19 protein-coding genes are annotated in these 19,138 nt (G+C 69.2%); 11 read left to right on the top strand and 8 right to left on the bottom strand.

Translation table 11 applies throughout. From position 1 onward, the window contains the following. Nucleotides 1-64: 64 nt before the first annotated feature. Entirely contained in the window at nt 65-1,276 is a 1,212-nt protein-coding gene (gene prpF / locus ACQZ13_RS04340) for a 2-methylaconitate cis-trans isomerase PrpF (protein WP_431050001.1), read from the top strand. A gap of 69 nt (nt 1,277-1,345) precedes the next feature. After that, a complete protein-coding gene (locus tag ACQZ13_RS04345) occupies nt 1,346-2,209 on the top strand; it encodes an isocitrate lyase/PEP mutase family protein (protein WP_431050002.1) in 864 nt (287 codons plus the stop codon). Between the two features lie 300 nt (nt 2,210-2,509). Here the strand turns inward: ACQZ13_RS04345 and ACQZ13_RS04350 are convergent, their stop codons facing one another. Continuing rightward, entirely contained in the window at nt 2,510-2,701 is a 192-nt protein-coding gene (locus ACQZ13_RS04350; protein WP_431050003.1) for a hypothetical protein, read from the bottom strand. Nucleotides 2,702-2,744: 43 nt separating this feature from the next. Between ACQZ13_RS04350 and ACQZ13_RS04355 the strand changes: the two genes are divergently transcribed. Further along, on the top strand, nt 2,745-3,188 hold the full coding sequence (locus tag ACQZ13_RS04355; RefSeq protein ID WP_431050004.1) for a hypothetical protein: 444 nt from the start codon (nt 2,745-2,747) through the stop codon (nt 3,186-3,188). Nucleotides 3,189-3,255: 67 nt separating this feature from the next. Here the strand turns inward: ACQZ13_RS04355 and ACQZ13_RS04360 are convergent, their stop codons facing one another. Beyond that, on the bottom strand, nt 3,256-3,741 hold the full coding sequence (locus ACQZ13_RS04360) for a hypothetical protein (protein ID WP_088404788.1): 486 nt from the start codon (nt 3,739-3,741) through the stop codon (nt 3,256-3,258). 87 nt (nt 3,742-3,828) lie between these two features. Here ACQZ13_RS04360 and ACQZ13_RS04365 point away from each other — a divergent pair, with 87 nt between their 5' ends. Further along, nucleotides 3,829-4,092: a VF530 family DNA-binding protein gene (locus ACQZ13_RS04365; protein WP_088404789.1), complete on the top strand. Its 264-nt coding sequence runs from the start codon at nt 3,829-3,831 to the stop codon at nt 4,090-4,092. On the opposite strand, the gene ACQZ13_RS04370 is transcribed toward ACQZ13_RS04365, so the two are convergent. The 3 genes from ACQZ13_RS04370 to ACQZ13_RS04380 form a co-directional block, all read right to left on the bottom strand. Further along, nucleotides 4,052-4,744: a GNAT family N-acetyltransferase gene (locus ACQZ13_RS04370; RefSeq protein ID WP_431050005.1), complete on the bottom strand. Its 693-nt coding sequence runs from the start codon at nt 4,742-4,744 to the stop codon at nt 4,052-4,054. The two genes, ACQZ13_RS04365 and ACQZ13_RS04370, sit on opposite strands and share 41 nt — an antisense overlap. A 95-nt stretch (nt 4,745-4,839) precedes the next feature. Beyond that, nucleotides 4,840-5,472, bottom strand: coding sequence for a DUF3885 domain-containing protein (locus ACQZ13_RS04375; RefSeq protein ID WP_431050006.1), 633 nt, complete (start codon nt 5,470-5,472; stop codon nt 4,840-4,842). Nucleotides 5,473-5,477: 5 nt separating this feature from the next. Further along, nucleotides 5,478-6,992 carry a helix-turn-helix domain-containing protein gene (locus ACQZ13_RS04380; RefSeq protein WP_431050007.1) on the bottom strand — a complete coding sequence of 505 codons (1,515 nt, stop codon included), beginning with the start codon at nt 6,990-6,992 and terminating at the stop codon, nt 5,478-5,480. 187 nt (nt 6,993-7,179) lie between these two features. On the opposite strand from ACQZ13_RS04380, the gene ACQZ13_RS04385 reads away from it, so the two are divergent. From ACQZ13_RS04385 to mmsB, 5 genes are all read left to right on the top strand, one after another. After that, a complete protein-coding gene (locus ACQZ13_RS04385) occupies nt 7,180-8,688 on the top strand; it encodes a CoA-acylating methylmalonate-semialdehyde dehydrogenase (RefSeq protein ID WP_431050008.1) in 1,509 nt (502 codons plus the stop codon). 28 nt (nt 8,689-8,716) lie between these two features. After that, complete coding sequence (locus tag ACQZ13_RS04390) at nt 8,717-9,877, top strand: acyl-CoA dehydrogenase family protein (RefSeq protein ID WP_431050009.1); 1,161 nt, start codon at nt 8,717-8,719, stop codon at nt 9,875-9,877. A 435-nt stretch (nt 9,878-10,312) separates the two neighbouring features. Further along, nucleotides 10,313-11,116: an enoyl-CoA hydratase gene (locus ACQZ13_RS04395; RefSeq protein ID WP_431050010.1), complete on the top strand. Its 804-nt coding sequence runs from the start codon at nt 10,313-10,315 to the stop codon at nt 11,114-11,116. 9 nt (nt 11,117-11,125) lie between these two features. Beyond that, a complete protein-coding gene (locus ACQZ13_RS04400; RefSeq protein ID WP_431050011.1) occupies nt 11,126-12,310 on the top strand; it encodes an enoyl-CoA hydratase/isomerase family protein in 1,185 nt (394 codons plus the stop codon). A gap of 35 nt (nt 12,311-12,345) precedes the next feature. Beyond that, complete coding sequence (gene mmsB / locus ACQZ13_RS04405) at nt 12,346-13,260, top strand: 3-hydroxyisobutyrate dehydrogenase (RefSeq protein WP_431050013.1); 915 nt, start codon at nt 12,346-12,348, stop codon at nt 13,258-13,260. Nucleotides 13,261-13,318: 58 nt separating this feature from the next. On the opposite strand, the gene ACQZ13_RS04410 is transcribed toward mmsB, so the two are convergent. After that, on the bottom strand, nt 13,319-14,143 hold the full coding sequence (locus ACQZ13_RS04410; protein WP_431050014.1) for a cysteine hydrolase: 825 nt from the start codon (nt 14,141-14,143) through the stop codon (nt 13,319-13,321). Nucleotides 14,144-14,338: 195 nt separating this feature from the next. Here ACQZ13_RS04410 and ACQZ13_RS04415 point away from each other — a divergent pair, with 195 nt between their 5' ends. Beyond that, nucleotides 14,339-15,172: a helix-turn-helix domain-containing protein gene (locus ACQZ13_RS04415; protein WP_431050015.1), complete on the top strand. Its 834-nt coding sequence runs from the start codon at nt 14,339-14,341 to the stop codon at nt 15,170-15,172. Here the strand turns inward: ACQZ13_RS04415 and ACQZ13_RS04420 are convergent. Beyond that, the gene (locus tag ACQZ13_RS04420; protein WP_431050016.1) at nt 15,159-17,468 is read right to left on the bottom strand and encodes a GAF domain-containing protein; all 2,310 of its coding nucleotides are present in this window, start codon (nt 17,466-17,468) and stop codon (nt 15,159-15,161) included. The two genes, ACQZ13_RS04415 and ACQZ13_RS04420, sit on opposite strands and share 14 nt — an antisense overlap. Before the next feature lie 224 nt (nt 17,469-17,692). On the opposite strand from ACQZ13_RS04420, the gene ACQZ13_RS04425 reads away from it, so the two are divergent. Then, nucleotides 17,693-18,052 (top strand): DUF1330 domain-containing protein, encoded by a 360-nt coding sequence (locus ACQZ13_RS04425; RefSeq protein ID WP_431050018.1) that lies wholly within the window; start codon nt 17,693-17,695, stop codon nt 18,050-18,052. Between the two features lie 80 nt (nt 18,053-18,132). Here ACQZ13_RS04425 and ACQZ13_RS04430 read toward each other — a convergent pair whose 3' ends face one another. Then, complete coding sequence (locus tag ACQZ13_RS04430) at nt 18,133-19,071, bottom strand: LysR family transcriptional regulator (RefSeq protein ID WP_431050019.1); 939 nt, start codon at nt 19,069-19,071, stop codon at nt 18,133-18,135. Between the last annotated feature and the right edge of the window lie 67 nt (nt 19,072-19,138).

The raw sequence follows: 19,138 nt of genomic DNA on the forward strand, positions 1-19,138 counted from the left end.
GCTCGACGGAACCTCGCGAGCACCGCGAACCTCGTGAACATCGGGAACAACGACGGAAGCAGTCATGAGTTTTCTCCCTCAAGTGAAGATCCCCGCGACCTACCTGCGGGGCGGTACCAGCAAGGGCGTGTTCTTCCGCCTGGACGATCTGCCCGAGGCCGCGCGCGTGCCCGGCGCCGCGCGCGACCGGCTGCTGATGCGCGTCATCGGCAGCCCCGATCCCTACGGCAAGCAGATCGACGGCATGGGCGGCGCCACGTCGAGCACCAGCAAGACGGTGATCATTTCGCGCAGCACGCAGCCCGGTCACGACGTCGACTACCTGTTCGGTCAGGTGGCGATCGACACCGCGCTGGTGGACTGGTCCGGCAACTGCGGCAACCTGTCCGCGGCGGTCGGACCGTTCGCGATCCAGGCGGGCTTCATCGACGCCTCGAAGCTGCCGCGCGACGGCATCGCCACCGTGCGCATCTGGCAGGCCAACATCGGCAAGACCATCGTCGCGAAGGTGCCCATGCGCGATGGCCAGGTGCAGGAGAGCGGCGACTTCGAGCTCGATGGCGTGACCTTCCCGGCGGCGGAGGTCGAGCTGGCCTTCCTCGATCCGGGCAATGACGACGCGGACGGCGACGACGCCGGCGGCGCGCTGTTCCCGACCGGGAACGTCGTGGACGTGCTGACGATGCCGGAGGACCTCGTCCCCGGCGGCCAACTGCGCGCGACGCTGATCAACGCGGGCATCCCGGCGGTCTTCGTCGATGCGAAGGATCTGGGCTACTCGGGCACCGAACTGCAGGACGCGATCAACGGCGACGCCGCGGCGCTGAAGCGGCTCGAAGCGATCCGCGCGCACGCCGCGCTGCACATGGGCCTGATCAAGACGCTGGACGAGGCGAAGACCCGTCAGCACACGCCGAAGCTGGCCTTCGTCGCGCCACCGTCGAGCTATTGCTCGTCGGCCGGCAAGACCGTCGAGGCCGGCGACATCGACGTGCTGGTGCGCGCGATGTCCATGGGCAAGCTGCACCACGCGATGATGGGCACGGCGGCGGTGGCCATCGGCACCGCGGCCGCGATCCCCGGCACGCTGGTGTGCGAGGCCGCGGGCGGCAAGGCGCTGCCGGCGGTGCGCTTCGGCCATCCGTCGGGCACGCTGCGCGTCGGCGCGGAAGCGGTCCAGGAAGGTGGCGCCTGGCGCGTGACCCAGGCGGTGATGAGCCGCAGCGCGCGCATCCTGATGGAAGGCACTGTGCGCGTGCCCGCCGAGTCGCTGTGATCGGCGGTCGCTGATCCCGCCATCGACATCCGTATCGAATTCGACTTCAGACAATCAAAGAGAACTGACATGACATCGACCCGCAAGACGCTGCGCGCGCTGGTGAACGAACGCCGTGGCGTGCTGGTGCCGGGCGCGTTCAACGCGTTGTCGGCCAAGGTGATCGAGGACCTCGGCTTCGAGGCGATCTACGTGACCGGCGCCGGCGTGACCAACATGTGGTTCGGTCTGCCGGACCAGGGCTTCATGGGCCTGTCCGAGATCGCCGACCACACCGCGCGCATCCGCGACGCGGTGAACCTGCCGCTGATCGTCGACGCCGACACCGGCTTCGGCAACGCGCTGAACGTGCGCCACACGGTGCGCGTGCTGGAACGCGCCGGCGCGGACTGCATCCAGCTCGAAGACCAGGTGGCGCCCAAGCGCTGCGGCCACTTCACCGGCAAGGAGGTCATCTCCACCGAGGAAGCGGTGAGCAAGATCAAGGCGGCGGTGGATGCGCGGCGTGATCCGGACTTCCTGATCATGGCCCGCACGGACGCCTGCGCGACGCAGGGCTTCGAGGCCGCGATCGAGCGCGCGCAGCGCTTCGCCGAAGCCGGCGCGGACATCCTGTTCGTCGAGGCGGTGACCAAGGCGGAAGAGATCCGCGCGCTGCCGCAGCGCCTGGCGACGCCGCAGCTGATGAACATGGTGATCGGCGGCAAGACGCCCATCACCGATGCGGGCGAGCTGCAGCAGATGGGTTACGGCGTCGTGCTGTACGCCAACGCGGCGTTGCAAGGCGCGGTGGCCGGGATGCAGAAGGCGCTGGGCGTGCTCAAGACGCAGCGCCGCATCGACGAGGATCCCAACCTGGTGATCCCGTTCGCCGAGCGCCAGCGCCTGGTGAACAAGCCGGAGTGGGATGCGCTGGAGAAGAAGTACACCTGAGCCCCTCGACGACCGCGCAGTTCGTGTTCCCCTCTCCCGCACTGCGGGAGAGGGGTTGAGGTGAGGGTGGTGGCCGTGCGACGACCCTCACCCCCGCCCTCTCCCGCAGTGCGGGAGAGGGAGTGAGAATGCACCGAGCCATTCGGAGCCGGAAGAGGAGTGGGCCATTCGGAGCCGGAAGAGAAGTGGGCCATTCGGGGCAGGAGCACTGGGGTGGCCCCCTCTCCCGCATCGCGGGAGAGGGTGGGGGTGAGGGCCAGCGGCCTCGGCAGTCAACGACAGCCCCCTCCCAACAGAGAGTCACCGGGCCGTGGACTTCCTGAGCTCGTGCATCATGCAGCCGTAGTCCTTCAGCGGCATCAACCCGATATCGGCGCGGGCGCGATCGATGCCTGCGAGGTTCGCGACCGCCAGTCCCTGCCGCAGCGCACCAGCCCAGTCGTGCTGCGTGTCATAGCGCCGAGCATCATCGCAAAGAGCTTCTTCCCCCATCGGTGGGGCTGCTTTATGAGGTCGACGTTGATAGCGTCAAGAGATGAAAAACTTGCCTGGTATCGCCCTTCTGCTGATGACAGCCGTCGCGACGTGTCCGTTGAAGGCGGCCGACTTGCCGACCACGGTCACCATTCGCGCGCTTGATCTGCAACGGGCGAAAAGCGTCGCGATGACTTACGAGGTGGTCTGCCAGGGCCATACCTATACCTTTGCCTCGGCCATGTCGCCTGTGGATCGACGGTCCGATTCGCTGTCGGTCAAGGTGGATCGATCTGCCCGGTCCTTCGACCTGAGTCAGAGTGACCTGGGGAGGTTGATGGCAGATCGTGGCGGGTTCGGAGAACTGGGCTTCGCTTGCGGTGACGGGGTCTACGCACGCTATGAGGGCGCCCGCGCGGCGGCTCCGGGCGGATCGTTGACGCCCGTGAGTCGGCTGTTCAAGATCTCGCCCGAGGGGCAGATCAGCGAAATAGATCCTCCCTGATCAGGGAGGCTTGGGACCATGTATCGCTGCCGCGGCACCTGTGGCCGTTGGCGCGGAGCTTGCTTTCTCAGGGCTTCAGGAAGTCGTTCTCGACCCACGCGGCCGCACTTGCCTCGTTGAACTTGAAGCCCGCAGCCACGCGCACCTGCGCGAGCTGCTCGCCGTCGTCGTTCAACGCAGTCAGCGTCGCATACGGGTTGTCTTCATCCGGAACGATGTCGAGCAGGACCTGGATGCGGCCATTCGCCGTATCCAGCTTGACACTCTTGTGCAGCCGCGCGTGCAGCTGCTGTTCATGCCGGCGCAGCACTTCCGAGGCCGTCTTCACCAGTGTGTGGAACGCCGCTGCGTCCAGCGGCTTCGGATTCTTCTTGTCGCGGCCCATGGTCCACGGACCAACCAGAGCCGGCTCGGCTTCGCCAATGAGGGTCATGGCGACGGCCCAGCCCTCATCGTCTTCGTTCTTGATGACCTGCGCGGTCCAGCGCTCGTCCTGCCACGTGCGCGGCTCCTGGATGATGGGGCGTTCTTCGTCGGGGAAATTCGTGCTCATGGCGATGAAGGTACCACGCGGGCGAGGGCGTCGAAGCGACGCGGGGCGGCCTTCGCGACCCTTGCGCCGACCGGCGACAATCCGTTCATGACCGAGTCCGCCCCGCCGCCGCAAGAGCAACCGCGCAACCCGTTGCACGGCATGACGCTGGAAGCCATCGTGACCGCGCTGGTCGACGAATACGGGTGGGAGGGCCTCGACGACCGAATCCCGCTGCGCTGCTTCGCGTTCGAGCCGAGCGTCAAGTCCAGCCTGAAATTCCTGCGCAAGACGCCGTGGGCGCGCGAGAAGGTCGAGGGTCTCTACCTCTTCATGCTGCGGGAGCGGCGGAGGAACACGACGCGGCCGTGACCGGCGAGACCATGGACCAGCCGAGCGCCTGGTACAGCGCGGCGCCGGCCTCGGTGGCCACGAGCACGCCCTGACGCGCGCCGGCGTCGCGGGCCGCATTCGACAGCGCGCTCATGACGAGCCGACCCAGCCCCTTACGCCGGTGGGCTTCCACCGTGACGATCTGATCGAAGGTGGCGAACCCGCCGTCGATGGCGGCCTGTCCGCTGGCCGCCAGCTCTCCTGACTCGGCAACGATCGTCACCATGGCCAGGGCGCCTCGTCGCTCGGTCTGGGCGCGATATCCCGCGATGACCGGATCGGCCCCGCCTGCGAGGGGAATGCTCATCAAGAACTCCGGCTCATGGATGGTCCAGTCGCCGGACAGCAGGCCGGTCACGTGCTCCCGGCGCGCGCAGATCTTCAGCCAAGTCCCGGGGCCAGCCTCGGTGGCGACCAGCGTTCGAAGCACGTCCCGATCGAATCGAGGAAAAACGTAGCGTGCGACCTGATCCGGCTTGCCGACATGGATCTCGAAACAGCCCGCACGTTCGATCGGCGCCGCAGTGCTCCGCGAGATCGCCCAGCCATGCGCCCAGGCGCGGGCGACGATCGATGGGTCGAGCGGACCGGACGCGGGCACGGCGGTTGAAGTCGAGGTGAGGGCGTTCATCCGGGACATCTTCTGCCGCACAGGGCGGGCGCGTAGAAGGTCATGGCCCGAGCGTCCCGATGCTTGGGCTCATCGGCCGGGAAGTCACGGCCGGTTCACATCCCAGACGGGTAGATCGAGAGCCAGTCCCGATGCCTGGATCGTGCGGGCCCGACTTCCTCCGCGGACGGATAGAACAGATCGGCGCCGCCGTCATACGGCGCGTAGATGCTGCCGCGATCGAAGTTGGCGAAGAGGAGATGTCCGGCGCGATCGTGCGCCCGATCCGCAATCAATCGATCGAATCTTCCGCGTTGCCAGATCACGGGCAGCGCGCAGAACGCCATCTGGTCCCGCTCAGCATCTTCTTCCACGGTGAGGACCAGTTCGGGCGTCCCATTCAGCGCCTTGAGCCACGACGCCTTGCAAGCCCATTGCACGGCCTCCGGCCCGCTCGAAAATCCCGCAACGAACAGCAGGCACGGCGCACCTTCACCCAGCAACTCGCTGGCGACCACGTTCTGGCGCCGAAGCACCTCGGCGAGTTCCGTTTTGTCCTCGGGATAGCGCTTGGATTCAGGAAGGCTGTGGATGCGCAGCCAGCGATCCTTGAGCGACGACTCGCGGCAGAGGTGACCCGCAGGCAGTGCGTCGCCGAAGCGGCCGATCCAGGCCTGAGCGGCGGGATGCAGCGGACGCCTGCCGGCCGGGCCGCGCGACGGATGCAGGCTGGTGCGGAACAGGGGCATCGACTTCACCCCGTGAACCGATACGACACCAGCGACTCGCTGTCGCTGTCCGTCACCAGCGCCTTGCCCGCGGGCGGGAACGCGCGCTGGACGCAGTGCTCGCGCGGGCACACGCGGCAGCCGGGCCCGATGGGGATCGCCTGCTTGGACACCGTGCTCTCGTCGAAGGCCAGGCCCTCGGCGTACACCAACTCCCGCGCATGCGAGATGTCGCAGCCCAGCCCGATCGCGAACAGCTTGCGTCGCGCCAGGTAGCCACCGCCGCCGTGGCGCTCGATCGTCCGGGCGATGCCGAAGAACCGGCTGCCGTCGGGCATCTCCGCGATCTGCGTGAGGAAACGCCCCGGCTGCGCGAAGGCCTCGTGCACGTGCCACAGCGGACACGCGCCGCCGTGTCGCGCGAAGTGGAAACTCGTCGCGCTCTGCCGCTTGGAGATGTTGCCCGCCTGGTCCACGCGCACGAAGTAGAACGGCACGCCGCGGTTGCCGTTGCGCTGCAGGGTCGAGAGACGATGGCACACCGTCTCCACGCTCACCTGGAAGCGCTGCTGCAGCAGCTCGATGTCGTAGCGCGCGTTGCGCGCCGAAGTGAGGAACTCGCCGTACGGCAGCAGCGCGGCACCGGCGAAGTAGTGGGCGAAGCCTTGCCGCGCCAACGCGCGCGTCGCCTCATCGACGAACGCTCCGGCGCCGAGCTCGGCCTCGATGGCATCGGACTCGGCGATCAACGCGTACTGCGTCGCCAGCTGGAACGCCTGCTGCGCATCGCTCAGGAAACGCGGCATGCGCAGCAGCTTCCGACGCGCGTCGTAGTGACGCAGGAACGCGTCTGAAGACTCCTCCCGCGTCTCCGCCTCGTCGCCCACCTCGGTCCTGATCCCGTAGCGCTGCGACAGCAGATCGCGCAGCGGCTGCGCGCGATGGCCGGGCACCAGGCCGAGCGTCTCGGCCAACTGCTCGCCGCGCAGGTCCAGTTCGTCCAGATGGTTGTTCCTGCGGTTCAGGTGATCGCGCACCGCCTCGTGCGGCAGCGGCTCGCCGCGGAACGAGGGCGGCGCGCCCGCCGCCTCGCGGCCCTGCTCGCCGTAGAAGCGGTCGATCATCTGCGAGTGCTCGTCCTGCAGCCGCAGGTAGCGCTGATGCAGCGCGACGTAGGACTCCGCCAGCTCCGGCGCCTGCTCCACCAGCCGCGCGACCTGCGCCGGCGCCATCACCGTCGTCGTCAGCGAGCGGTCGCGCAGCGCCGCGTCCAAGTCCGCCAGCAGCTGCTGGTCCTGCTCCTCCGAGAACTGCCCGATGCCGCCGCCGAAGACCTCGGCCAGCTTGATCAGCACGCTCGCCGTGACCGGCCGCTGGTTGGTCTCGATCTGCGACACGTAGCTGAGCGACAGCGCCAGCCGGCTCGCCAGCTCCGCCTGATTCCACTGCAGCTGCTCGCGCAGGCGGCGGATCCGCGGACCGATGAACAGCTTGCGCGAGGAGCTCGTCGGGCTGCCGTGAGGGCTGTCGGTGCGTTTCACAGGATTCGCTGATTTCACAGATTGGGTGTGGAGTGTTTTGCCGCCGCACCGCTTCACAAGAGGAAGAACTGGCTTCTTGCAAAGTGTGTGGATAGATTCTCTGTGAAATTCAACCCACCGTCGAGTGCACCGCCGAAGACATCGCGAACGGCCCGCAACGATGGCATCGACCCCCTGGAGACAGCGCATGAGCCGCGAAGATCTGCCCCGCATTCCGTTGTTGATCAACGGCGAATTCGTCCAGTCGCGCAGCACCGAATGGCGCGAAGTGATCAACCCGGCGACCCAGCAACGCCTGGCCCGCGTGCCCATGGCCACGCCCGACGAGGTCGAGGCCGCCATCGCCGCCGCGCAGGACGCGTTCAAGACCTGGCGCAAGGTGCCCATCGGGCAGCGCGCGCGCATCTTCCTGAAGTACCAGCAGCTGATCCGCGACAACATCAAGTCGCTGGCCGCGACGCTGACCGCCGAGCAGGGCAAGACCCTCGCGGACGCCGAAGGCGACGTGTTCCGCGGTCTGGAGGTCGTCGAGCACGCGGCCAACATCGGCTCGCTGCAGATGGGCGAGCGCGCCCACAACGTCGCCGGCGGCGTCGACACCTACACCCTGCTGCAGCCGCTGGGCGTGTGCGCCGGCATCACGCCGTTCAACTTCCCCGCGATGATCCCGCTGTGGATGTTCCCGATGGCCATCGCCTGCGGCAACACCTTCGTGCTGAAGCCGTCCGAGCAGGACCCGATGGTGACGATGCGGCTCGTCGAGCTGGCGCTCGAAGCCGGCATTCCGAAGGGCGTGCTCAACGTCGTGCACGGTGGCGAGGACGTCGTCAACGCGCTGTGCGACCACGCCGACATCCGCGCCATCTCCTTCGTCGGCTCGACGCGCGTGGGCACGCTGGTCCACGACCGCGCCACCAAGGCCGGCAAGCGCGTGCAATGCATGATGGGCGCGAAGAACCACGCCGTCGTGCTGCCCGACGCGCACAAGGAACAGACGCTCAACGCGCTCGCCGGAGCGGCCTTCGGCGCGGCGGGGCAGCGCTGCATGGCGGTGTCGGTCGCGGTGCTGGTCGGCGCCGCGCGCGAGTGGCTGCCGGACCTGATCGCCAAGGCCAAGGGATTGAGCGTGGGCGCCGGCGATTCGGCGACGACCGACGTCGGTCCGCTGATCTCCTGCGCGGCGCGCGATCGCGTCGAGAGCCTCATCGCCCGCGGCATCGAGGACGGCGCGACGCTGGCGCTCGACGGACGCCTGCCGCCGCTCAGCGGCCAGTTGAAGGAAGGCAACTTCGTCGGCCCGACGGTCTTCAGCGGCGTGAAGCCCGGCATGACGATCTACGAGCAGGAGATCTTCGGCCCGGTGCTCTGCGTCGCCGAGGCCGCGACGCTGGATGAGGCGATCGCCATGATCAACGCGAATCCGAACGGCAACGGCACCGCGCTGTTCACGCAGTCCGGCGCGGCCGCGCGCCGCTTCGAGGACGAGATCGACATCGGCCAGGTCGGCATCAACGTGCCCATCCCGGTGCCGGTGCCGCTGTTCTCGTTCACCGGCTCGCGCGCGTCCAAGCTCGGCGACCTGGGGCCGTACGGCAAGCAGGTGGTCCTCTTCTACACGCAGACGAAGACGGTGACCGCGCGCTGGTTCGACGACGCGTCCACCGGCGGCGTCAACACGACGATCAGCCTCAAGTGAGCCGCGACCCTGACCCGGTGAGGACCTGATGGACTTCGAGCTCGACGAGCAGCAACGCGCCTTCCAGCAGGCGGCGCGCGACTTCGCCCGCGACGAGATGGCGCCGCATGCGGCCGGGTGGGACGCGCAGTCGTTCTTCCCGCGGGACACGCTGCGCCATGCGGGCGAACTCGGCTTCTGCGGGCTGTACGCGCCGGCGGAACGCGGCGGGCTCGGCTTGCCGCGGCTGGACGCGACCATCGTGCTGGAGGAACTCGCGGCGGCCTGCCCGTCGACGACGGCCTTCCTCAGCATCCACAACATGGCGGCGTGGATGGTGAGCACCTATGCGACGGAAGAGATCGCGCGGCGATTCGGACCGGCCCTGTGCAGCGGGGAGAAGCTCGCGTCGTACTGCCTGACCGAACCCGGCGCGGGCTCGGATGCCGCCTCGCTGCGCACGACCGCGCGGCGCGACGGCGACGACTTCGTGATCGACGGCAGCAAGGCCTTCATCTCCGGCGCTGGGGCGACCGACGTGCTGGTGGTGATGGCGCGCACCGGCGGGGCCGGGGCGGACGGCATCTCCGCGTTCCTGGTGGCGGGCGATTCGCCCGGCATCGAGTACGGCCGCAAGGAAGAGAAGATGGGCTGGAACAGCCAGCCCACCCGCGCCATCGCCTTCGACGGCGTGCGCGTGCCGGCCGCGCATCTGCTGGGCGAGGAAGGGCAGGGCTTCCGCATCGCGATGCAGGGGCTGGACGGCGGGCGCATCAACATCGCGACCTGCTCGGTCGGCGCGGCGCAGGGCGCGCTGGCGGCGGCGCAGCGCTACATGCACGAGCGCCACCAGTTCGGCCGCGCGCTCGCGGACATGCAGGTGCTGCAGTTCAAGCTCGCCGACATGGCGACGGAGCTGGTGTCGGCGAGGCAGATGGTGCGGCTCGCCGCTTCGAAGCTCGACGCGAAGTCGCCCGACGCGCAGGTGTACTGCGCGATGGCCAAGCGGTTGGCGACCGACATCGGCTTCAGCGTCTGCAACGAGGCGCTGCAGATCCACGGCGGTTACGGCTACATCCGCGAGTACCCGCTGGAGCGCTACCTGCGCGATGCGCGCGTGCATCAGATCCTCGAAGGTACCAACGAAATCATGCGCGTCATCGTCGCGAGACGGATGTTGCAGGACCAGGCGCCGGAGGCGATCCGATGAGGTCCTTCGACGAATGCACTGAGAACTCCGGACGGCCACTGGCCCTCACCCCCACCCTCTCCCGCGATGCGGGAGAGGGAGCCACCCCAGTGCTCCTGCTCCGGTCAGCTCGATGCACTCTCGCGCGCGCTCTCTCTCGCTCTCTCTCGCTCTCTCCCGCTCTCTCTCGCTCTCTCTCGCTCTCTCTCGCTCTCTCTCGCTCTCTCCCGCTCTCTCCCGCTCTCTCCCGCTCTCTCCCGCTCTCTCCCGCTCTCTCTCGCTCTCTCGCTCTCTCCCGCTTTCTCCCGCTCTCTCCCGCTTGCGGAAGAGGTGGCAATGGCGCCCCTCTTACTCCCTCTCCCGCTTGCGGGAGAGGGCAGGGGTGAGGGCCAGCGGCCTGTCGAAGTCAGCTGACCTGAAACCCATCCCCACCCACAACTCCCTTTCAGTGACCCCATGAACGACATCACCGATACGAGTGCCGCCTACGCCGGCCTGCGCCTCGAATGCCGTGGCCATACCGCGATCGTCACGCTGACGAATCCGCCCGCCCACACGTGGACCGCCGACAGCCTGGCCGCGCTGACGCGGCTGGTCGGCGACCTCAACCGCGATCGCGAGATCTACGCGTTGGTCATCACCGGCGACGGCGAGAAGTTCTTCAGCGCCGGCGCCGATCTGAAGCTCTTCGCCGACGGCGACAAGGGCGTCGCCGCGACGATGGCGCGCCGCTTCGGCGAGGCCTTCGAAGCGCTCGCGGGATTCCGCGGCGTCAGCATCGCGGCGATCAACGGCTATGCGATGGGCGGCGGACTCGAATGCGCGCTCGCCTGCGACCTGCGCATCGCGGAGTCGCATGCCGTGATGGCGCTGCCCGAGGCGACCGTCGGCCTGCTGCCCTGCGCCGGTGGCACGCAATGGCTGAGCTGGGCCGTCGGCGAAAGCTGGGCCAAGCGCATGGTGCTGCTCGGCGAGCGCGTCGATGCCGAAACGGCCCTGCGCATCGGACTCGCCGATGACCTGGTGCCCAAGGGCGGCGCGCTGGCGAAGGCGCTGCAGTGGGCCGAACGCGTTCAGGCGCAAAGCCCCACCAGCGTGACCGCATGCAAGCGCCTCATCCAGGGCGCACGCACCGCGCCGCCGCAATCGCAACTGGCCGCTGAGCGCGAGGCATTCATCGGCCTCTTCGAGACCGAAGACCAGCGCGAAGGCGTGCAGGCCTTCCTCGGCAAGCGCAGCCCGCAGTGGCGCAACGCTTGAGGAGAAACGATGACAGTCATTCAGAACGTCGATCGGGACACCAGCCGGGACGCGCGGACGAGACAGGGCGAGCATGCCGAGGCCCCGGTCCTGTTCCGCACCATCGTGACCGCATCGGGCCACCGCTTCGGCCGTGCCACGCTGAACGCGCCGGCCAGCCTCAACGCGCTGACCTTGCCGATGGTCGATCTGCTCCAGGCGCAGCTGAACGCGTGGGCCGACGATCCGCAGGTCGCGGGCGTGGTGCTCGACGGCAACAGCGAGAAGGCATTCTGCGCCGGCGGCGATGTCGTCGGCCTCTACCGCGCGATGCGCGCGGCCGGCTCCGGCAAGGTGCCGCGCGACGCCGCCGAGTTCTTCGAGCGCGAGTACCGCCTCGATCACACCATCCATCGCTATCCGAAGCCGTTGCTCGTCTGGGGCCACGGCATCGTCATGGGCGGCGGCATCGGCCTGATGGCGGGTGCATCGCATCGCGTCGTGACGCCGCGTAGCAAGCTGGCGATGCCGGAGATCACGCTGGGGCTCTACCCGGACGTGGGCGGCAGCTGGTTCCTCTCGCGGCTGCCGGGACGGACGGGGCTGTTCCTCGCGCTCACCGGTGCGCCGCTGAACGCCGCCGACGCGCTGTGGGCCGGACTGGCCGATCGCGCTGCGCGCGCCGAGGACCACGGTGCCTTGCTCGAAGGCATCGCGCATGCGCGTTGGAACGGCGAGCAAGCCGCGGACGCCGAGCGCCTCGACGATCTGCTGCGCGCGCTGCCGGCCGCCGAGCTGGCGCCGAGTCAGCTCGCACCGCATCGCGATCGTATCGACGCGCTGATCGGTCCTCACGACACGCTGGCGACGATCGCGCCGCGATTGCGCTCCCTGGCTTGCGAAGGCGACGCCTGGCTGGCCGCCGCCGGGTCGACGTTCCAGAAGGGCTCGCCGACTTCCGCCGCGCTGGCCATCGCCTTGCAGCGCCGATTGCGGCACGCCTCGCTCGCCGAAGTGCTTCGTTTGGAGTACCAGGCCTCGGTCGGCTGCTGCGTGTTCCCCGACTTCGCGGAAGGCGTGCGCGCGCTGCTGATCGACAAGGACAAGACGCCGCGCTGGCAAGGCGCCGCGCGGGACGAGGGCGGCGACGCGCATCTGGACGCGCTGCTCGCGCCGCGCTTCGCCGGCGAGCATCCGCTCGCCGATCTGCGTTGAACGCACCGCATATCCAACGACAAGGAGACAAGACCATGAGCAACGCGACGATCGCCGAACGCATCGCCTTCATCGGCCTCGGCCACATGGGCGGGCCGATGGCGGCCAACCTCGTGAAGAACGGCTACGCCGTTGCCGCGTTCGATCTGAGCGAACCGGCGCTCGTCGCCGCGCGCGCGGCGGGCGTCACCGTGGCGCCGTCGGCCGCGGCGGCCGTGGAGGGCGCATCGGTGGTGATCTCCATGCTGCCGGCCAGCAAGCACGTCGAAGCGCTGTTCCTCGGCGAAGACGGTCTCGGCGGCCTGCTCGCGCGCATCGCCGCCGGCGCGCTGGTGATCGACTGCAGCACCATCGCTCCGGCGAGCGCGCAGCGCGTCGCCCAAACGGCGCAGGCGCGCGGTCTCGCGATGATCGATGCGCCGGTGTCCGGCGGCACGGCGGGCGCAGCCGCGGGAACGCTGACCTTCATCGTCGGCGGCGAGGCGGCCGCGCTGGAACGCGCCCGCCCCGTGCTCGCCGCGATGGGGAAGAACATCTTCCACATGGGCGCGTCCGGCGCCGGGCAGGTCGCCAAGCTGTGCAACAACATGGCGCTCGGCGTGATCATGGCCGTGACCGGCGAGGCGCTGGCGCTCGGCGTGTCGCACGGCCTCGATCCGCAGGCGCTGTCCGCGATGATGGCCGTCAGCACCGGCCGCAGTTGGGCCACCGAGGTCTGCAACCCCTGGCCCGGCGTGAAGCCGGAAGCGCCCGCTTCGCGCGGCTACACCGGCGGCTTCGGCAGCGACCTGATGCTCAAGGACCTCGGCCTGGCGGTCGAGGCCGCGCTGCAGGTCGGCGCGGCCGTGCCGCTCGGCGAGCTCGCGCGCAATCTCTACGCGCTCAACGGCCGGGCGGGACGTGGCGGCCTGGACTTCTCGAGCGTGCAGCAGCTGCTCACGAAGTCCTGAACTCTGGGCCCTCCACCCCGGCCCTGAACCCTGAGCCAGGGCTCGGGCGCTGCGGACGTCAGCGTCCGTCGAGCTTCGCCACGACCTGATCCGTGGTCATGACCGCGTTGGCGATGTAGCGGAAGTTGACCAGCGCGCTCAGATAGCCGTCGCCGTCGGGCAGCTTCGGACCCGCGACGGCGTCGCGGACCACGACGACCTCGAAGCCGCGTTCCAGGAACTCCCGCAGGTGGGACTCGACGCAGAGGTTGGACGCCATGCCCGCGAGCACGATCTTGTCGATGCGCTGCTTGCGCAGCTGCAGCATCACGTCGTTGCTCTGCGGGCCGTAGAGCTTGTGCGGCGCCGCGACGATGGTCTTGCCGTCCTCGATGGCGGCCTTCAGTTCCGGAATGAAGTCGGCGCCCGAGTCGCGGAAGCCTTCCAGCGTCAACGCGCCTTCGCGGTCGAACATCCCGAGCTTGTGCTGCACCGTCTCGGCCGGCGCTTCATGCAACCAGCGATGGTCGTGGGGATAGTAGTAGTGCGGCGAGATCGCGACCGGCAGGCCGGCCCGCTTGAAGCCGGCCATCAGCTGCTGCAGATGCGGGACCAGGCGCTGCTCGGTAACGCTTTCGCCGACGATGGACCAGCCCTTGCCCTTGGGGCTCATGAAGTCGATCTGCGGATCGATGATGACGAGCGCCGTGCGCGCGTTGTCCCATTGGAACGAGGAGGGCGGCAGCGCAGGCTTTGCGGGATCGGCATACGTCGCCGGAAGCGGCGGCGCGGTCTGCGCCATCGCGGTGCCCGCGACCATCGACAGCGCGAGCGTGGCGACTAGCGCCAACGCGCGCGCGGCAGGGAAGGTCGCGACGCGACCGAAGGAGGAAACGGGGATCATGGGGGGGCTCCTGTGCGGCTCGTGGATGAACGACCTCAACGATAGGAAGCCCATGGTTCGGCTCGGTCCGGTGCTGGTTCGGCATCGGTCAGAATCGGCCGCCCCGGCGTTGTCGTCCATCGACGCCAGCCGTTCCCGCAGCGCATAGTCACGGTCATCGTCGCCCTCGCTGCTCTCGTCGCCGCCGTCCTGAAGATGTCCGCCCGTTCCCTCGACCACCTGCTCCAGGCCTTGCAACTGACCGCGGGGGCCTTCGATCTCAACGAGCCCGCGGACGACTGGCAACCGGTGTCCGCCGGCACCTGGCCCAGCCTGCTGGTCGTGGTGCTGGCGGGGCGACTGGCGCTGGACTGCCCGTTCACCGGGCAACACGTGCTGGGCGCCGGCAGCCTCGCCGCGCTGCGCTGTCCGCGGCCCATGATCCGCAACGCCTCGTCGGCGGACGAGGCGCCGACGAGGCTCGTCTTCGGCGGCATCGCACCGCTGCTCGCGGACGGCAATCCCTGGATCACCGAAGACGGGGCGTTGATGAAGACCGCCATCGGCGGCAGCGATCTGCTGCGCACCGTCGAGGGCGAGCTGCTGGACGAGTCCCGCTCGTCGGCGCCGGGCGCCGGCGTCGTCGTGGACTGCATCGTCAAGCGGCTGTTCACGACGCTGATGCGGGACCAGGTCGTGCTGCCGGCGCGCGATCCCCGGACGCTGCGACTGGCCCGCGCGGCCGAGTTCATGCGGGCCAGCCTGGCCCACGCGCACTCCATGGAGGAACTGGCGGAACGGGCGGGCATGAGCCGCACGGCCTTCCACCAAGGCTTCTCGCAGCTGTACGGGATGTCGCCGTTCGGCTATCTCACACGACTGCGGATGGCGCAGGCGCAGACGCTGCTCACGAGCACGGACCGCTCCGTGAAGGCCATCGGGCTGGACCTCGGCTACAAGAGCAGGAGCAGCTTCTGGGCGGCGTTCAAGACCGCATTCGGCGTGGATCCGACGGCGTTCAGGACGGCTCGCCGTCTCACTCCGCCCTGAGTTCGGCGGACTTCGTCGCCGCGGATGCCGTGGACGCGATGGACGCGATGGACGCCTGCGAGGCTCGCGCGGCGATCAGCGCCAGGCTGGTGAAGTCCACCGGCTTCGTGAGGTGCGCATCGAAGCCGGCGGCCGTCGCGCGGCGCTGGTCTTCCTCCTGGCCCCAGCCGGTCAGCGCCACGATCTTCACGCCGTGGCCGACCTGCTCGCGCACGTTCCGGCAGGCCTGGTAGCCGTCGATGCCCGGCAGGCCGATGTCCAGCAGGACGAGGCCGGGTTCGAAGGTCCGCACCTCGTCGACGATGCGCGTCGCGTCGTAGGCCACGCGGACCTCGCCGCCGCACATCGACAGCAGCATGGCGACGCCGTCGGCGGCGTCCTGGTTGTCGTCGACCACCAGGACCCGCAGGCCCGCCAGATCTGCGTCGCCGTCGTCGCGCACGGGTGCCGTCGCGACGGCGACGGGCGTCCTCGCCGGCAACCGGATGACGAATTCGCTGCCGTGACCGGCGCCCAGGCTGCTCGCCTCGATCGAGCCCCCGTGCAGCGCCATCAGGCTGCGCGACAGCGCCAGGCCGATCCCCATCCCGCCGTGCCGCGAGCTGTCGGACCGCGCCTGCGTGAACAGGTCGAAGATGTTGGGCAGCACGTCCGCGGCGATGCCGACGCCGGAATCGCTGATGTGGAGCACCTGCTCCAGTCCGTCCCCGGACGCGGCCGGCTCGACCATCGCACGGAGGGTGATGCGGCCGTCCGCGGCGGTGAACTTCACCGCGTTGTGCAGCACGTTCGAGATCACCTGCGACAGCCGCGTCGGGTCGACGTCGAGCAGCCGTTCCGGATCGTCGAGATCGACGACGAGATCGATGCCGCCGGCGACGATCTGGCTGCGATGCGCCTCGAGCGCGCTCTCGACGAGCGATCGCAGGCTCACCCATTCGCGCTTGAGCTGCACCTTGCCCGAGCGGATCCGCGAGACGTCCAGCAGGTCGTCGATCAGGTGGACGACCTGCGCGATCTGCCGCTCCATCATCGGCCGCACGCGCTCGATCAGCCTGACGTCGCCGTTGGCGCGCTTGAGCACCTCGATGCCGCTGCGGATGGGCGCCAGCGGATTGCGCAATTCATGCGCGAGCACGGCGATGAACTCGTCCTTGCGGCGGGCTTCCTCGTTCAGCTCGCGTTCGCGCGCCAGCAGGGCTTCCTGCACCTGGTTGCGCTCGATCAGGTCGGCGGCCTGCCGGCCCAGCAGATCGAGGAAACGCAGCTCGCGTTCGCTGAGCTCGCGCGGCTCCGCCCAGTGCGTGGAGAACATCCCGATCGGACGACCCGAGCGGCTGAGCAGCGGCGTGGACTGGGCGCAGCGCACGCCGTCGCCGAGATGGAGGCGGTTGGAGCCGTCCAGGTCCGGATCGTCCGGGTCGTCGAAGCGCACGAAGGTCCGTTGCCCCGCGGCGAGCGCCCGGCCGCAGGGCGAGCCCGACGACGCGTCGACCACCGCGAAGTGCGCCGTGACCTCGGGGCTGAAGCCGCGCGAGGCCAGGAAGGTCAAGGTGCCGGTCTGCTCGTCGAGCAGCTGGATCGTGCCGGCGTCGCCGTCGATGATCTCGATGGCCGCCTCGAGGATCTCGCCGAACAGCGTCGAGCCGCCGTCGGTGCCGATGAGCCGTGCGGCGACGTCGCGCAGGCGGCGCGTGTCGTTGAGCTCGCGCGTGATGACGCGCTCCACCTGCTCGCGCTCGTTGAGCAGCGCGGTGATGCGCTGGTTCTCCCATTCGAGCAGCTCGCGGGCGTCGGCCGCGGCGGCCAGCGCGGCCGAGCGCTGGTCTTCGAGGTCCTGCGCGTCCAGCTGGGTGGCGATCAGCTTGGCGAAGAGCTCCAGCGTCTGCTGCAGCACGGGATCGTCGAGCTTCGCGGGCTGCGGGTCGATCGCGCACAGCGTGCCGAAGAACGACCCGTCCGCGCGGAAGATCGGGATCGAGACGTAGCTCTCGAAGCCGTACTGCTTCGGCGTGTGGTGGTGGCGGAAGTGTTCGTGCTCGCTGGCGCTGCCGAAGATGACGGGGCGGCCGTGCTGGCGGATCTCGTTGCAGATCGTCGAGACCAGTTCCAGCTCGTCGCCGGGCTTGAGCCCGAAGGCGATCTCGTCGCGCACGGCGCAGGCGGTCCAGGAGGTGTCGGTCACGCGGGCGACGGCGGTGAAACGCATCCCGGTCAGACGCGCGGTGGCGTCCAGGATGGTCGGCACCACGGCCATGCGGCCGATCGCGTCGATGTACTGCTGTTGCGTGCCCATCGGCGAATGTTAGCGCTGTCGCCCGGATCGCTGCCGGCCGGGGCGAATGCGGGTAAGCACGGAGAGCTCGGACGAGGCCGGATCAGGCGGCGTCCTCGGATCTTCAAATGCCGATTGAAAGAGTTCGGGCGGAGGCCGCCTTCTCAGCGGCGTCCCGCCGGCCTACATTGCCTGCGCGCGCCACGTCGGCGACGCGTCAGAAGTTCAACCTCGACAGGCACGCCATGTCCCAAGATTCCTCCTCCCCGTCCGCTGCGGCCGCTGCGACCGCTGGCACGACAGCGGCGAAGCCCGCCTACATCTTCTTCATCAAGGAAGCGACCCTCGACGCCGACGAGATGGCGAAGTACGGCGCCGCCGTCGGCGCGACCTTCGACGGGCACGACGTGCAGGTGCTCGCCGCCTACGACGCGCATGAGGTCGTCGAGGGCGCGCCGATGGAGGGTGTGGTGCTGCTCGCCTTCCCGTCGCTGGAAGCGGCGCGAGCCTGGTACTTCAGCCCGGCCTACCAGGCCGCCGCGCAGCACCGCTTCCGTGGCGCCAAGTACCGCGCCGTCATCACCGAAGGCCGCGTGATCGGCTGAACAGCCGCTCAGCCGATCCCTCGGCCACTCGATCTTCCGGTCACCCGGTCACCCGGCCACCCGGTCACCCGGTCACCCGGTCAGCTCGCCGCGCTCATGTGTTCGACGAAGGCCTTCACCTTCGGCGGTACCCGCGCCCCTGCGGCGTAGAGCAGATAGGCGGCACGCTCATACGTGCCGGCGGGTGTCCACGCGTCGAGGACGCGCACCAGCCGCCCGGCGTCCAACCCTGCCTGCGCGGAGAACAGCGGCAGCAGCGCGATCCCCGCTCCCTGCTCCGCCGCTGCGGCGAGCGCGAGGCTGTTGCCGATCGCATGCCGCGGCGCGATGGCGACGGTCATCTGCTCGCCACCGCGCTTCAGCGGCCAGTTGGCGTCGAACGCGCCGAAGCCCAGGTGGATGCAGCGATGTCGGGTCAGCATCTCCGGACGCTCCGGCGCGCCGTGCGCCGCCAGGTACGCCGGCGAGGCCACCAGCACGTAGGGCGTGTCGAAGAGCTTGCGCGCGACCAGGTCCTGCGGCGGCTGCGCCGTGATGCGCAGCGCGACGTCGACGCGCTCGGCGACGACGTCCACCGGGCGGTCGTTCAAGGAGAGTTGAAGATCGACGTCCGGATACGCCGCCGCGAAGGCGGCGAGCCGAGGCGCCAGCCACAGCTGCCCCAGCACCACCGGCGCCGATACGCGCAGCACGCCGGACGGCCGGGCGCCGTAGCGCGCGGCGAGCGCGTGCACGTTGCCAGCGGCGTCGCGGATGGACGCGCATTCGCGCAGCACCTGCTCGCCGAGCTCGGTGAGCGCCATCGAACGCGGCCCGCGGATCAGCAGCTTGGCCGACAGCGCTCGCTCCAGCCGCGCCACGCTGCGGCTCATCGACGACGGCTCCACGCCCAGCGCCCGCGCGGCCTGCGAGAAGCCGCCGTGCTCGACGACGTGCCAGAAGGCCACCATCTCGTCGAGCATCAACGCGGTGCGATCGCCGCGGCGGCTGCTGTCGTTGTCGGGCGGGGTCGTGGTCACTCGCGCGGCGCTTCAGAAGGGGCGCTCATGATAAGTGCCGCAGCGCCGGCACGTGGGGCTCGTCCTG

It is taken from the genome of Roseateles sp. L2-2 (assembly GCF_050613215.1).
GTDB lineage: Bacteria > Pseudomonadota > Gammaproteobacteria > Burkholderiales > Burkholderiaceae_C > Roseateles > Roseateles noduli.